A 14,913-nucleotide genomic window follows, 5' to 3' on the forward strand; every position below is an offset into this window, starting at 1 on the left:
CCCGCGCGGCGCATCGGCACAGGTCTTTAGCCGAAGAACACCTCGGCCTCGGCGTAGCGGTGGACGGGCACGGTCTTCAGCTCGGCCGTCGCGGCGTCGAGGCCGTTGCGCACGATCTCGGTGCCCTGCAGGCCGACCATCTTGCCGAAGTCGCCCTCGTGGACGGCGTCGATCGCGGCGAGGCCGAAGCGGGTGGCCAGCACGCGGTCGTAGGCCGTCGGGGTGCCGCCGCGCTGGATGTGGCCGAGGACCGTGGTGCGGGCCTCCTTGCCGGTGCGCTTCTCGATCTCCTGGGCGAGACGGTCGCCGATGCCGCCGAGGCGGACGTGGCCGAACGCGTCGAGCTCGCCGGCCTGCAGCTCCATCTGGCCGTCGATCGGGTGGGCGCCCTCGGCGACCACGATGATCGGGGCGTAGCGGGTCTTGAAGCGCGACTCGACGTACTCGCAGACCTTGTCGATGTCGAACGGCTTCTCGGGGATCAGGATGACGTTGGCCCCGGCGGCCATGCCGGCGTGCAGCGCGATCCAGCCCGCGTGGCGGCCCATGACCTCGCAGATCAGGGCGCGGTGGTGCGACTCGGCGGTGGTGTGGAGGCGGTCGATGGCCTCCATCGCGATGTTCACCGCGGTGTCGAAGCCGAAGGTGTAGTCGGTCGCGTTCAGGTCGTTGTCGATGGTCTTCGGCACGCCCACGACGTTCACGCCACGGTCGAAGAGCTGCTTGGCGACGCCAAGGGTGTCCTCACCGCCGATGGCCACCAGGGCGTCGACACCCTGCGCGGCAAGGTTCTCCTTGATGCGCTCGACGCCACCCTCGATCTTGATCGGGTTGGTGCGCGAGGAGCCGAGGATGGTGCCACCGCGCGGCAGGATGCCGCGCACGGACTGAACGTCGAGGGGCATCGTGTCGCCCTCGAGCGGGCCGCGCCAGCCGTCGCGGAACCCCACGAACTCGTGACCGTAGACCGTGACGCCCTTGCGGACCACGGCCCGGATCACGGCGTTCAGACCGGGGCAGTCGCCGCCGCCGGTGAGCACTCCAATACGCATGTCGGGTTCCTCCATATGAGATAGCGCGGCCAGACTGTGTCTGGACGCCGACGGTGGCATTCTGCCGTGACGGCGCAACAATGGTCTAGACCAAAAAGTGAGGCGCCGTGGCGGTTTTGGCGATAGACGCTGGTACGACCGGTGTGACCGCACTCGTGGTGGGTGAGGACGGCCACATCGACTCGCGCGGGTACCAGGAGTTCGAACAACGGTTCCCGGAACCCGGATGGGTCGAGCACGCGCCCGACGACATCTGGCGCGCGACGCTGGCAGCCTGCCGCACCGCTCTGGCCAGGGCAAGCACCACTGTGCGGTGCGTCGGACTGACCAACCAGCGCGAGACGGCGGTGGTGTGGAACGCCACCACCCTCGACGCGCCGCGTCATGCCATTGTCTGGCAGGACCGCAGGTCCTCCGGCATCTGCGCCCGCCTTCGTGACGAAGGTCACGAGCCCCGTGTGACCGAACTCACCGGCCTGCGGCTCGACCCCTACTTCACCGGCACCAAGCTGACCTGGCTGGCCGAGCACGACCCGGAGGCCTGGGCGGCGAAGGACCTGGCGCTCGGGACGGTCGACAGCTACCTGGTGGCCCGGCTGACCGGCGGCGCCCGCCACGTGACCGACCCGTCGAACGCCTCCCGCACCCTTCTCTACGACATCCACGCGGGCGCCTGGTCGCCGGAGCTCTGCGACCTGTTCGGGGTGCCGATCGGCGCGCTGCCCGAGGTGGTGCCCAACTACGGCGAGATCGCCCGCACCGACCCCGGGCACTTCCTCGGCCTCGACCTGCCGATCAGCGGCATGGCCGGCGACCAGCAGGCGGCCCTGTTCGGCCAGACCTGCTTCGAGGTCGGCGACGTCAAGTGCACGTACGGGACCGGCTCCTTCGTCCTGGTCAACACCGGCCGCGAGGCGGTGGCCTCCGACGCGGGCCTGCTGACCACGGTCGCCTGGCAGGAGCCCTCCGGCGAGCTGACCTACGCCCTCGAAGGGGCGATCTTCGTGACCGGCGCGGCGGTCCAGTGGCTGCGCGACGGGCTCGGCCTGATCGAGACGGCGGCCGAGTCGGAGGAGCTGGCCCGCTCGGTGCCCGACGCGGGCGGCGTGGTGTTCGTGCCGGCCCTCACCGGCCTGGGCGCGCCTCACTGGGACCCCGACGCCCGGGGCACCATCACCGGCCTCACGCGGGGGACGACCAAGGCCCACCTGGCCCGCGCCACGCTCGACGCGATCGCCTACGAGGTGCGCGACATCGTGGCCACCATGTCCGAGCGGGTGACCGTGCTCAAGGCCGACGGCGGCGGCAGCGCCAACGACCTGCTCATGCAGGTCCAGGCCGACCAGCTCGGCATCCCGGTCGAACGCCCGGTGGTCCAGGAGACGACCGCGCTCGGCGCGGCCTTCCTGGCCGGCCTGGGCGCGGGGGTGTGGTCGACCCGCGAGGAGCTCAAGCACACCTGGCGGCTCGACAAGCGGTTCGAGCCCGGCCCCCGCGACGAGCGCGCCTACGACGACTGGCTCCGCGCGGTGAGCCGCTCGCGGGGGTGGGCCACGCGGTGACGGCCGACCTGCGCGGCGATTTAGCCGCATTCCTGCGCCGGCCCTGGTTCTGGCGGCGCGACCAGCAGTTGCCCGTGGTGCTGGTGACCGGCGACGACGGGCCCTCCGTGGTCGCCGAGCTGACCGCCCCCTTCGTCGACCACCTGCCGACCGCGCTGGTCCGCGACGGCGAGCAGGGGTCGGTGCTCGCGCTGGTGTCGGCGCTGGCCGGGCCACGCGGCCAGCTCGGCCGGCCGGTCGGCGGCTCGTTCCTGCCGCCGCCCCGGTTCCCGCTGGCCCAGTTCGTGCTCTGGGCCGCCGGGCAGCACCACGCGCCCGAACCGCAGTCCCACGAGGGCTACCAGGACTTCCGCCGGCGGCTGCGCGACCGCCGGCGCGGCCCCGCCGACGCCTCGCTCCGCCTGGTCGCCGACTTCTTCATCGGCCGGGCCGCGCTGACCTGGGTGCCGATCGGCACGATCGTGGTCTGGCTGCTGGCCGGGCCGACCGACCTGGTCGGCGTGATCCCGTGGGTGCTGGGCGCGCTCGTGACCGTGCTCGGCATCGGCGGCCAGGGCCTCGCCACGATCCGGGGCTGGTTCTTCTACGGCTGGTTCCGCCGCCAGCCGGTGCTGCGCCGCAACCCGTGGGAGAGGCTCGCCTGGTACGCGCTGCGGCTGGCCAACGCCGGCCCCGAGGAGATCGAACGACTGGCGGTCAACGCCATGTGCGAGGACCTGCGGCAGGCGTACCAGAAATGGCGCATCCCGTGGCCGAGCTGGGGGCGCGGGCTCTACTGCCTGCTGCGATTACAGATCGCCGACCCCCATGGGGTGACCGCCCGGTTCCTGCGGCTGCTGGAGGACGCCGCCGCGCTGACCGGTCGTCCGGTCCCGGTGGTCGTGGTCGCCTCGGTGCCCGAGGAGCTGGCCGACCCCCGGCCGATCGCGGCGACCCCGCTCGCCGACATCACCGGCCACGTCGCGACGTGGCGGCGGGAGCACCGGGGCCGCCGGATGCCGGTCCGGCTCGTGATCGGCCCCGGCGACCACGCCGCCCACCCCGGTGTGCCGCACCGCTTCCGGCCCCTCGCCCACCAGGCGCGGGCGTGGATCTACTGGGCCGTCGTGCTGGCGGTGCTGCCCGGCCTGATCATCGGGTTCGTCGTGGTCAACCTGTCCGACCGCGCGGCCCACTGCGGCGGCCTCCCCTACGTCGACCGCGTCGGCGGCGAGTGCGTGGGCGTGGTCAACGCCGCCGAGCCCGCCCCCGACGGCCTGTTCGCCAAGCCGATCGCCGACCTGGTCCGGCGCATCGACGCCAACAACGCCTACGCCGTCGAGTCGGAGCAGTACGTCACCCTGGCCCTGTTCGGGGAGTACTCGGTCCGGCAGACCGCCCAGGACGACACCCGGTTCCCCAGCATGGTCTCGGAGCTGACGGCCGCCGAGGAGTACCAGCGCACCCTGCAGAACCCGCTTCGCCTGCGCGTCCTGATCGTCAACGCGGGCGACAACTTCGTGCACGGCGGCCGGGCCGCCGACCTGGTGGCGCGGCTGGCCGACGACGACCCCCACCTGGTCGGGGTGGTGGGCCTGGGCCGCAGCGTCGGCGGCGTGGAGCAGGCGGTCGACCGGTTCGACGCCGCCAAGATCCCCGCGATGACCACCACGGCCACGGCCGACGACCTCGGCATCGTGGGCGACCGTCCCTCGCCCTACTTCTTCCGGGTCGGCCCCACCAACTTCCGCGAGGCCACCCTGTCGGCCCGGTTCGCCCGCCGCACCCTCGGCGCGGACACCGCGGTGATCGTCCAGGACGGCACCGCCGACGACACCTACACCAACAACCTGGCCGACGACTTCGCCACGGCGCTCACCGCCGAGGGCGTCGAGGTCGGCGCGCCGGTCGCCTACGGCGCCTCGGGCGATGGCATGTCGGGCGCGGTCGCCAGGGCCTGCGACGGGGGGGCCGACGTGTTCATGTACGCCGGCCGCGCCCGCGAGTTCGTCGGCTTCCTGAAGTCCCTGGAGGGCAGCAGCGCGTGCGGCGCCGGGGTGCTGAAGGTGGTCGCGGGCGACGACGTGATCAGGGTGGTCGCCGACCACCGGGCCGAGATCGCCGCGATGACCCAGACCGAGGTCTACCACGTCGCGCTGGCCAGCCGGGAGATGTGGGTCGGCGTCAACCCGACCGGCTTCGTCACCTCACTGCGGAACGGCGCCCACCCCGACGCGGCCGACGACAACCTGATCCTCACCTACGACGCGGTCGACGTCGTCTACCGCGCGGCCGACCGCGCCTACCGGCCGGGCGACGACCTGCCCAGCCGGGGCGACGTCCTCTACCGCCTGGCCCGCACCTCGGGCCCGTCGGCGTGGAACGGGTCGAGCGGCGTCATCGACTTCGGCCACGGCGAACGGCACGACCCGGTGAACAAGGCCGTCGGCGTCATGAAGGTCGAGGAGAGGCCGACGCCGCCGCTGGTCCGCTGCGGGCCGCTCGACGCCGACGAGAGACCCGCCCGGGATCCGCTCTGCGAGAAGTTGCCGGACGCTCCTTAGAGAAGGACGCAGGTCGGGGTCGGCACGGCCAGCACGCGGCCGGTCGGCTCCGGCACGCCGCCCGTCAGCCTGAAGCAGGCCACGCCCCCCGAGCGCTGGTTGGCGACGTAGAGGTCGTCGCCATCGATCGCGAAGTGGCGGGGCCAGTCGCCGCCGCAGTCGACCTCGGCGAGCATCTTGAACGTCTCGGGGTCGAAGACGCTGATCGTGTTGGGGCCCCGGTTGGCGACGTAGAGCCGGTCGCGGTGGAGCTGAATGTGCGACGGGTAGTTGGCGCTGTCGCGGCCGCTCGCCGCGAACTGGCCGATCGGGTGCCACTTCGGGTCGAAGGCGTGGACCTGGCCGTCGAGCTCGCCGGTGACGAACCAGCCGGTGGGGGCGCTCGTCAGGTGGCGGGGACCGGTGCCGGGGGTGAGCACGAGCGGTTCGAGCTCGGTGACCTCGGCCTGGACCCGCCACTGGCGGATCTGGTCGGCGCCCAGGTCGGTGACGTAGAGGATGCCGGCCTCGAAGACGGCCTGGTGGGCGTGGGGGCCGCGCTGGCGGTCGGAGTCGGGGCCCGAGCCGTAGCCGGGGAAGAGCAGCGGCGGGCCGGTGAACAGGCCGTCGTCGTCGAGCGCGTGCAGGGCCACCATGCCGTCGCCGTAGTTGGCCACGGCCAGCCATCGGTCGGCGACGGCCACGTGGCACGGGGAGTCGCCGCCGCTCGACCGGGTCGCCAGGCGCTCGGGGTCGTCTGTCGCGGCGAGGGCGGTGATCGTGCCGTGGGGGGCCTCGCCGACGGCGTACAGGACCGGGAGCGTCGGATGGGCGGCGAGGAACGAGGGACCGGAGACGGCGGCGCCGCCGACCTCGGTCAGGGCGCCCGTCTCGGCGCGGGCGGCGACGGTGACGCCGGCCCCCGCCCCTCCGGTGTCGGGTGTGTAACCCCCGATGTAGACCGTGCTCACGTCGCTCCTTCGAGAAGGCGGGCGGGTTTCGAACCCTAGCGCATCGGGTTTATCGTTGCCTGAGTCAACGGTTTACTTGAGGAGAGCAATGGACCCGATCGCGGAGGTCCGCGCGTTCAACCGCTTCTACACCGAGGTCATCGGCGTGCTCGGTCCCGGCATGCACGACTCGCCCTATTCGCTGACCGAGGCCAGGGTCCTGTACGAACTGGGCCAGACCCCCCGCCCCATGGAGACCGGGGAGATCCGCCGGGCGCTCGGCCTCGACGCCGGCTACCTCAGCCGCCTGCTGACCCGGCTGGAGGGCGACGGGCTGGTGACCCGCGAACGGGCCGGCCACGACGCCCGCCGCCAGGTCGTGGCGCTCACGGAGGCCGGGAGGAAGACGTACACGGAACTGGACGAGAAGTCGGCGGCCCAGGTCGCCGGCCTGCTCGACGGGGCCGACCTGCCGCGCCTGCTGGGCAGCATGGCCGCGATCAGGGAGATCCTGGGCGGCGGGCCCGAGAGCGGCGCCGTGGTGATCCGGCCGCCCCGGCCCGGCGACCTCGGCTGGGTGGTGCAGCGGCACGGCGCGATCTACGCCCGCGAGCAGGGCTGGGGGCCCGGCTTCGAGGCCCTGGTGGCGCGGATCTGCGCCGACTTCCTCGACCACCGCGACGACCCGGGCCAGGCCGGATGGATCGCCGAGATCGACGGCCGCCCGGCGGGCTGCGTGTTCTGCGTCCGGAACGACGACGAGACGGCCCAGCTGCGGCTGCTGCTCGTCGAGCCCTGGGCGCGCGGGCGCGGGGTCGGCGCCCGGCTGGTCGAGGAGGTCCTGCGGTTCGCCGCCGACGCCGGGTACGGGCGGGTCCGGCTCTGGACGCGCGACGTGCTGACCTCCGCCCGGCGGATCTACCGGGCGGCCGGATTCGAGGTCACCGGCACCGAGCGGGCCGACGGTTTCACGGACGAGATCTGGGAGCGCGACATTCCCCGCTTTACTGATGGGAATTAGCGGAATATGCTCCCGGCATGCGGTTCCACTGGTTCCTCCCGACCTCGGGCGACGGCCACCACGTCCGCCCGGCGACCACCACGGTGGCGGCCGGCGCGGCGCCGGTCCGGCACCCCACGCTCCGATATCTCACCCAGGTCGCCCAGGCGTCCGAGTCGGCCGGCTTCGAGGCCGTGCTCACCCCGGTCGGCCTGGGCTGCCCCGACCCGCTCGTCACCTGCGCGGCCGTGGCGGCCACCACCGACCGGATCGGCCTGCTGGTCGCCTTCCGGCCCGGCTTCACGCTGCCGACCCTGCTCGCCCAGCAGGCCGAGGCGTTCCAGGAGATCAGCGACGGGCGGCTGCGCCTCAACGTCGTCACCGGCGGCGACCCCGCCGAGCAGCGCGCCTACGGCGACTTCCTGAACCACGACGAGCGCTACGCCCGCACCGCCGAGTACCTCCACGTGCTGCGCCGGACCTGGGAGGGCCAGCCCTTCTCCTTCACCGGTGAGCACTACCGGGTCGAGAACGCGGGCCTGGCCACGCCGCTGGCGAACCCGCCGGAGATCTACTTCGGCGGCGCCTCCCCGGCGGCCGAGAAGGTCGCGGCCGAGCACGCCGACGTCTACCTGATGTGGGGCGAGCCGCCGGCGATGATCGCCGAGCGCCTGGAGCGCATGCGCAAGCGCACCGCCGAGACCGGCCGCACCCTGCGCTACGGCATCCGCCTCCACGTCATCGCCCGCGACACCTCCGAGGAGGCCTGGGCCTACGCCCGGCACCTGCTGTCGGGCATGGACCCCGACCGGATCGCCGCCGCGCAGGCCCGCTTCGCCCGCATGGACTCCGTCGGCCAGGCCCGCATGGCCGGCCTCCACGGCGGCAGCGCCGACGACCTGGAGATCTCCCCCGGCCTGTGGGCGGGCGTCGGGCTGGTCCGCGAGGGCGCCGGAACCGCGCTCGTGGGGTCGTACGCCGAGGTCGCGCGGCTGATCCGCGAGTACGCCGCCCTAGGACTCGACGAGTTCATCCTGTCGGGCTGGCCGCACCTGGAGGAGTCGATCCGGGCCGGCGAGTTCCTGCTGCCGCTGCTCAGATGAACCTCGCCCTGCGCCTCGGGGCCGTCCTCTTCCTGCTGGCGGTCTGGCAGGTGGTGGCCTGGCTGAAGATCTGGCCGCCGGTGTTCGTGCCGGAACCGGTCGCCGTCTGGGACCAGCTGCTGCGCACCTCCACCGAGGGCTACAGCGGCTACACCCTGGCCGGTCACCTCCTTGCCAGCCTGCGCCGGATCGTCCTCGGCTGCCTCTACGGCATCGGCGGCGGCATCGTGCTCGGGCTGCTCATCGGGGTCGTCCCGGTGCTGCGCACGCTGCTCAACCCGCTGGTCACCTTCGTGCGCACGCTGCCGCCGCTGGCCTACCTGAGCCTGCTCGTCATCTGGTTCGGCATCGGCGAGGAGCCCAAGGTGTGGCTGCTGCTGCTGGCGGCGCTGCCGCCCGTGGCCGTCGCCACCGCCGACGCCGTCAGGGGCGTGCACGACGACTACCTGAACGCCGCCCGCTCGCTGGGCGCCCGCCCGTGGGAGATCCCCTACCGGGTGGTGCTGCCCAGCGCCCTGCCCGAGATCGTGACCGGGGTGCGGGTGGCGGTGGGGGTGGCGTACACGACCGTCGTGGCCGCCGAGACCGTCAACGGCGTGCCCGGCATCGGCGGGATGGTCCGCGACGCCCAGCGCTACAACCAGACCGACGTCGTCGTGCTGGGGATCATCGTCATCGGCCTGTCCGGCCTGCTCATCGACTACCTGCTGCAAACGCTCGACCGGCGGCTCGTGCCCTGGCGCGGCCGTCACATCTGAAGGAGCCCCCCTTGAAACGCGTCATAGTGGCGCTGCTGGTGCTGGCCACGGCCTGCTCCGCCCCCGCCGGCGAACCGGCCAAGACCGCGCTGCGGATCGGCTACCAGCTCATCCCCAACGGCGACCTGATCGTGAAAGACCAGAAGTGGCTGGAGCAGGCGCTCCCGGACACCGAGATCACCTGGAGCAAGTTCGACTCCGGCGGCGACGTCAACACGGCCATGATCGCCGGGGCGATCGACATCGGCCTGGCCGGCAGCTCCCCGGTGACCCGCGGCCTCTCGGCGCCGCTCGACATCCCCTACCGGGTGCCGTGGATCTTCGACGTGATCGGCGACAACGAGGCCCTGGTCGCCAAGAAGGAGATCACCTCGGTCGCCGGCCTGGCCGGGAAGACGATCGCGACCCCGTTCGCGTCGACCGCCCACTACAGCCTCCTGGCGGTCCTGGAGGAGGCCGGCGTGACCGACGCCAAGGTCATCGACCTCCAGCCGCCGGACATCCAGGCCGCGTGGGTACGCGGCGACATCGACGCCGCCTACGTCTGGACGCCGGTCCTGGCCGAGTTGGAGAAGGACGGCGCCGTCCTGGCCACCAGCCGCGAGCTGGCCGGGAAGGGCAAGCTCACCGCCGACCTGGCGGTGGTCCGCGACGAGTTCGCCGACAAGCACCCCGAGATCCTCCAGGAGTGGCTCAAGCAGCAGGACCGCGCGGTCAAGCTGACCCGAACCGACGCGGCGGCGGCCGCGGCGGCCATCGGCCGCCAGCTCAACCTCGACCCCGCCGAGGCCGGCCGCCAGCTCGGCCAGCTCGTCCTCCTCGACGCCGCCGAGCAGCGCTCCCCCGAGTACCTGGGCACCGCCGACGCGCCCGGCAAGCTGGCGGAGAACCTGCGCAGCGCGGCGGAGTTCCTGGTCGGCCAGAAGCAGCTCGACGCGGTCCCGGACCTGACGGTCTTCCAGAAGGGCCTGCTGCCCAATGCCCTCCCCTGACCCCAGGGCCGACCAGACCCCGGGTTCCGCCGTCGTGGAGGCGACGGAACCCGGCCCGGCAGCAGCCCCGGCGAGCGGACCGGCGACCGGCTTGGCGGCGATCGAGCTGCGGGGGGTGACGCGGGTCTACCGTGACCGCCCGGCGCTCGGGCCGATCGACCTGGTCATTCCCGCAGGGGAGTTCCTGACCGTGGTCGGGCCGTCGGGCTGCGGCAAGAGCACGTTGCTGAGCCTGGTGGCGGGGTTCGCCCCGCCGACGGCCGGGACCGTGCTGGCCGACGGGGCGCCGGTGAGCGGGCCGGGGCCGTCCCGGGGCGTGGTGTTCCAGCAGCCTCGGTTGTTCCCGTGGTTGTCCGTGTCCGGAAATATCGCATTCGGGCTGCGGCGGTCGCCCAAGGCCGCCCGGAAGGAGCGGGTCGCCGAGTTGCTGGCCATGACCGGCCTCGAAGGCGCGGCCAGGCTGAAGCCCTACGAGCTGTCCGGCGGGATGCGGCAGCGGGCCGCCATCGCGCGGGCGCTCGCGCCCCGCCCGAAGGTCCTGCTGATGGACGAACCCTTCGGCGCCCTCGACGCCTTCACCCGTGAACGCATGCAGGAGGAGATCCGCGAACTGTGGCGGGACACCGGGGTGACGGTGCTGTTCATCACCCACGACGTCACCGAGGCGACCACTCTGGGCACCCGCGTCATCGCCCTGGCGGGACCACCCGGCCGCATCACCCTCGACGCCCGGGTCGGCGGCGATCTACGCGAGAAAGTGGAGACCGCGATCAGAGACGCCGCCTCGGCCCGCGCCGGAGCGGCCGGATGACGAGGACAGGTCCGGGTATGCCCCCTCGGCCGCGCCTGAGGCTCCTGAACAAGACCGTCGACGACGATCTTGGGTTCGGCCGGTGCGGTCGTACCGAGGAGATCAGCCCTTGAAGGGGCCGGTGACCTCGTAGGTGATCCCGCCCTCGCGGGAGGAGAAGTAGAGGCGCTCGCCGTCCGGGGAGAAGGCCAGGCCGGTGATCGACTTCTCCGGGCCGCCGACGCGCAGGAGCGGGGTCACCGCGCCGTCGTCGCCGATGATGTTGATTTCGCCGTCGCGGGTGACGAACAGGTCGCCCGGTCCGGCCAGCAGTCTCGGGTCGGCCCCGTAGAGGACCGAGAGCTCGCCCGCCGACGGGTCGTACGACCACACCCGGTCGTCGCCGGTCGAGAAGTAGCAGAAGCCGCCCGACGTCGAGCAGCGCCCGGCCCGCTCGAAGCGCAGCGCGCCCTGGACCTGGTCGCGGGTGGGGGCGTCGGTGGCGGCGGGGTTGGGGACCCGCGACCACGTCACCTTCCCGGCGCCGGAGCCGACCATGACCTCCAGGACCCCGGTCGTCAGGTCGCGCCAGTCGTCGGGGCGGAACCGGTAGAGGCAGCCCTCGGGATGGTCTTCGGTCAGGTAGACCACCTGGCCGACCTCGTCGCACACGGCGCTCTCGTGCCGGAACAGGCCCATGGCCAGGCGCGGCATCGCGGCGAAGTGGCCGTAGGGGTCGCATTCGAAGACCCGGCCGCGGCTGCTGTCCTCACACGACAACCACGTGTTCCACGACGTCGCTCCCCCGGCCCGGTTGCTGTCGGTGCCCGACAGGATGCGGTAGCCGGAGCGGATCGACCCGTCGGGGCCGAACCGCAGCGCCGACACCCCGCCGAGGAGCGGTATCTCGGAGTTGGAGACGTAGATCCAGCCGTCGCCGTCGGCGAAGCACGCGCCGTCGTCGGGCGCCTGGTGCCAGGTGAGCCCTCCGACCCGTTCGCCCGTGCGGCCGACCACGCGGCTGGTGAAACCCTCGGCCAGCTCGATGGCCGGATCTTCACATGTTCTCATCAGGGCCGCGAACCTCCCCGAACCGGCAGCCATGTCCCTCCCTCGCAAATCACGCTACGCGCGGCAGGCGGGGCCAGTCGAACCGAGTGACGTGAACTTACGGGGAATCGGCGCGGGTCCCACGCTAAAACTTTGCCCAAACCACGGGCGGCGGAGAGCTGGACCATTTCTAGAGTGATCGGCCATGCCCCTTCCTCCCGGAGACGTGCTCGCGCCCGCCGTCACCTCGCGCCGCGCCCTCGTCTTCCTCGACCAGGACCCACCGGGCCGCCGGCTGGCCAGTGCCCTCAGATCGTCCGGCTACGCCGTCGAGACCTGCCCGTCGGGACGGCGCGACCACGAAAGGCTGGCCGCGTTCCTGGCCTCCGGGCGGCCGGGGGACCTGCTGCTGGTGCGCTGGCCGTCGACCGCGACCTGGTCGGGGGCCGACTTCGCGACGCTGGTGAAGCGGTTCGGGGCCTCCGTCGGTGAGACCACCGCCTCGGCCGTGCTGATGATCGTCGACTTCGGGTGGATCGGCAGCGCCTCCCCCGACGAGCAGACCGTCAGCGCCCTGCTGACCCCGCCGGGCATCGCCGCCGCCGCGCTGACCACGGGCCTGGCCCTCGGTACGGAGGTGCGGCCGGGTGCGCCCTCCCTGACCGAGGTGGTCGCCGACGGGCTGCTGACCTTCGACGCCGACCTCGGCGGCGACGGCGTGGTCTCGGTCGCCGACCTGCTGGCCCACGCCCTGGCGGCCTTCGGCGAGCACGCCGAGTTCCTGCCCCACCTGCTGACCTCGCCGGAGGCGCTCGACGTGGCGGTGGCGGTGCGCGGCACCGTGCCGGGCACGCTGCCCACGGTGTTCGAGCGGGCCGCCGCGATGCTGGGCGGCCCCCGGCCGAAGTCGGCCGAGCAGGCGGTCGCCCGGATCTACGACGAGCACCTGTCGGCGGAGGCGCAGCTGCTGCTGCGGCGCGGCAGCCTGCTGGCCGAGGGAGAGCGGCTGACCGGCGAGGTGGCCGAGGTGCTCGGCGGCACCAGGAAGGGCCGCACCGAGCTCGCCGAGTGGGGCCTGCTGGGTGAACCGTTCAGCCACCCGGCGGTGGCCGTCTTCGGCCGGGCCCGGCTCGACGACGACGAGCGGGCCACCCTGCCGGGCGCGCTGCGCCGCTGGCGGGCCCGCCGCCGGGCCACCCGCCCCCGGGCCCGGCTGACCCCCGACCGGTGGACCGTCGACGACCATCTCGGCCACCGCGTCTACGCCGAGGCCATCGCCGCGTTCATCCGGCACGCCGAGACCCGGCCGCCGCTGACGATCGGGGTCAAGGGCCCCTGGGGCACCGGCAAGACCTCGCTGATGCGGATGATCCAGGAGGAGCTCGACCCCGGCGCCCCGGCAGGGAAGGCCCGTGAGCTGCGGCTGCCCCGCAGCCTCCCGGCCCGCCCGCCGGCCCGGCTGATCCGGCTGCTGGCCCGGCTCTGGCCGGGGAGCCGGACCGCCGAGGGCGTCACCAACGCCGAGGTCCGGGCCGCCGCCAAGGAGACCGAGGGGGCGTCCGCGCCGGTCGAGGCGGCCTCGGGGAGCTGGCGTCCGACGGTCTGGTTCAACCCGTGGATGTACCAGAACGACGAGCAGGTCTGGGCCGGGCTGGCCCACGAGATCATCACCCAGATCACCGGCCGGCTGCCCCGCGCCGAGCGGGAGCGCTTCTGGCTCCGGCTCAACCTGGCCCGCGTCGACCGCGAGGCGGTCCGCCGCCGCGCCTACCACCTGGCGCTCATGCGGCTCGGCCCGGCGCTGCTGGGGCTGGTCCTGACGCTGCTGCTGTCGGGCGCGTCCCTGCTGGCCGCGCCGCTGCTCCCGGTCCTGTCCGGCGCGGCCGGCGCGCTCGCCTCGGGCGGCGCGGTGGCCGCGGTCTTCGCGGCTTCTGTACGTCTCGCGCGTTTCCTCACCGAATCGGCCGAGTCGGCCTTCGCGTCGCTGGTCCGGGCGCCCGATCCGCTGAGCGGGGACGGACCGGGCTACGGGGCGCGGACGGGCTTCCTGCATCTCGTCCAGACCGACATGGGCCACGTGCTCGACCTGGTCGCCACCTCCGAGCGCCCCCTGGTGGTCTTCGTGGACGACCTCGACCGCTGCTCGTCGGGCGCGGTCGCCCAGGTGATCGAGGCGATCAACCTGTTCCTGGCCGGGGAGTTCCCCAACTGCGTGTTCGTGCTGGCCATGGAGCCCGAGGTGGTGGCCGCGCACGTCGAGGTGGCCTACCGCGACCTGGCCGAGAGCATGCCCGCCCACCTGCGCGAGGACCTCGGCTGGCGGTTCCTGGAGAAGATCGTCCAGCTGCCGCTGCGGGTGCCGCTGCTGGACGAGGACGCCCGCCTGCCCGAATACGTGCGCGCCCTGATGGACATCCCGGCCCAGCGCCGCGCGCCGGTCGCCGCGCCGGTCCGGCCGTCGGTCGACCTGGCGATGGTGGCCCGCATCGAGCGGCAGATCCGGGGCTCCGGCGCCCGGGTCGACACCCTGGACGAGGCGGCCCGCGCGGCCCAGGACACGGTAGCCGTGGCGGAGGGCGAGACCTCGGCGCTCGGCGGCCTGTGGGCGGAGACCCGCCTGGCCGCCGACCGGGTGTTCGACGACCTCTACAGCGACGAGAACGCCTACCGGGCCATCCGGGGCGCGCTGCCGGTGCTGACGGCGTCGAACCCGCGCGAGCTCAAGCGCTACGTGAACGTCTTCCGCTTCTACTCGTTCGTCACCTACCGCCAGCGGCTGGCCGGGGAACGCGCCGCCTCCGACGCCGAGGTGGCGAAACTGGCGGCGCTGACCGTCCGGTGGCCCCACCTGCTGTCCCGCCTGTCCGGCGGCGCGGTGCTCGGCCGCCTGGAGGAGGCCGCCGGGAACGCCGCAGTTTGGGACGAGGCGCTGACCGGCGCCGGTCTGGAACCGGGGCCGAAGTGGGATCCGCTGCGCGTGCTGCTGGCGGCGCCGCCATCGGTCACCGACCTCGCAAGACGCCTGCTCTGACATAGTGATCTTCACAGGGTGTGATCTTGCTGTTGGCATCCAGGGATACGAACAGTCCTCCGCCTCGCCTCCGCGACGTGACGCGCGGAGGCGAGGTCCGTTC

The 14,913-nt window shown here is 73.0% G+C and carries 11 protein-coding genes; 8 read left to right on the forward strand and 3 right to left on the reverse strand.

Annotated features, from left to right (window positions below):
* Positions 1 to 26: 26 nt before the first annotated feature.
* The gene (locus GT755_RS13835; RefSeq protein WP_062342535.1) at positions 27 to 1,052 is read right to left on the reverse strand and encodes a 6-phosphofructokinase; all 1,026 of its coding nucleotides are present in this window, start codon (positions 1,050 to 1,052) and stop codon (positions 27 to 29) included.
* Positions 1,053 to 1,159: 107 nt separating this feature from the next.
* Between GT755_RS13835 and GT755_RS13840 the strand changes: the two genes are divergently transcribed.
* On the forward strand, positions 1,160 to 2,614 hold the full coding sequence (locus GT755_RS13840; RefSeq protein ID WP_161480138.1) for an FGGY family carbohydrate kinase: 1,455 nt from the start codon (positions 1,160 to 1,162) through the stop codon (positions 2,612 to 2,614).
* A complete protein-coding gene (locus tag GT755_RS41115) occupies positions 2,599 to 5,157 on the forward strand; it encodes an ABC transporter substrate-binding protein (RefSeq protein WP_161480139.1) in 2,559 nt (852 codons plus the stop codon). Before GT755_RS13840 ends, GT755_RS41115 begins: the two co-directional genes overlap by 16 nt.
* On the opposite strand, the gene GT755_RS13850 is transcribed toward GT755_RS41115, so the two are convergent.
* Positions 5,154 to 6,107, reverse strand: coding sequence for a lactonase family protein (locus GT755_RS13850; protein WP_161480140.1), 954 nt, complete (start codon positions 6,105 to 6,107; stop codon positions 5,154 to 5,156). The genes GT755_RS41115 and GT755_RS13850 overlap by 4 nt on opposite strands.
* A gap of 88 nt (positions 6,108 to 6,195) precedes the next feature.
* On the opposite strand from GT755_RS13850, the gene GT755_RS13855 reads away from it, so the two are divergent.
* From GT755_RS13855 to GT755_RS13875, 5 genes are read left to right on the forward strand one after another with little or no spacing between them, the layout of a single operon-like run.
* Positions 6,196 to 7,107: a bifunctional helix-turn-helix transcriptional regulator/GNAT family N-acetyltransferase gene (locus tag GT755_RS13855; protein WP_161480141.1), complete on the forward strand. Its 912-nt coding sequence runs from the start codon at positions 6,196 to 6,198 to the stop codon at positions 7,105 to 7,107.
* Between the two features lie 17 nt (positions 7,108 to 7,124).
* Positions 7,125 to 8,189, forward strand: a complete 1,065-nt coding sequence (locus tag GT755_RS13860) for an LLM class flavin-dependent oxidoreductase (RefSeq protein ID WP_161480142.1) — start codon at positions 7,125 to 7,127, stop codon at positions 8,187 to 8,189.
* On the forward strand, positions 8,186 to 8,947 hold the full coding sequence (locus GT755_RS13865) for an ABC transporter permease (protein ID WP_062351433.1): 762 nt from the start codon (positions 8,186 to 8,188) through the stop codon (positions 8,945 to 8,947). The genes GT755_RS13860 and GT755_RS13865 overlap by 4 nt, the downstream gene beginning before the upstream one ends.
* Positions 8,948 to 8,958: 11 nt before the next feature.
* Positions 8,959 to 9,939 carry a taurine ABC transporter substrate-binding protein gene (locus GT755_RS13870; RefSeq protein WP_161480143.1) on the forward strand — a complete coding sequence of 327 codons (981 nt, stop codon included), beginning with the start codon at positions 8,959 to 8,961 and terminating at the stop codon, positions 9,937 to 9,939.
* Positions 9,926 to 10,750 carry an ABC transporter ATP-binding protein gene (locus tag GT755_RS13875; protein WP_161480144.1) on the forward strand — a complete coding sequence of 275 codons (825 nt, stop codon included), beginning with the start codon at positions 9,926 to 9,928 and terminating at the stop codon, positions 10,748 to 10,750. The genes GT755_RS13870 and GT755_RS13875 overlap by 14 nt, the downstream gene beginning before the upstream one ends.
* 102 nt (positions 10,751 to 10,852) lie before the next feature.
* Here the strand turns inward: GT755_RS13875 and GT755_RS13880 are convergent, their stop codons facing one another.
* Positions 10,853 to 11,800, reverse strand: a complete 948-nt coding sequence (locus tag GT755_RS13880; protein WP_235966681.1) for an alkaline phosphatase PhoX — start codon at positions 11,798 to 11,800, stop codon at positions 10,853 to 10,855.
* A 184-nt stretch (positions 11,801 to 11,984) separates the two neighbouring features.
* On the opposite strand from GT755_RS13880, the gene GT755_RS13885 reads away from it, so the two are divergent.
* The gene (locus GT755_RS13885; protein WP_161480146.1) at positions 11,985 to 14,810 is read left to right on the forward strand and encodes a KAP family P-loop NTPase fold protein; all 2,826 of its coding nucleotides are present in this window, start codon (positions 11,985 to 11,987) and stop codon (positions 14,808 to 14,810) included.
* Positions 14,811 to 14,913 lie beyond the last annotated feature (103 nt).

Source organism: Herbidospora solisilvae, from assembly GCF_009901565.1.
In the GTDB taxonomy this organism is placed as follows: domain Bacteria; phylum Actinomycetota; class Actinomycetes; order Streptosporangiales; family Streptosporangiaceae; genus Herbidospora; species Herbidospora solisilvae.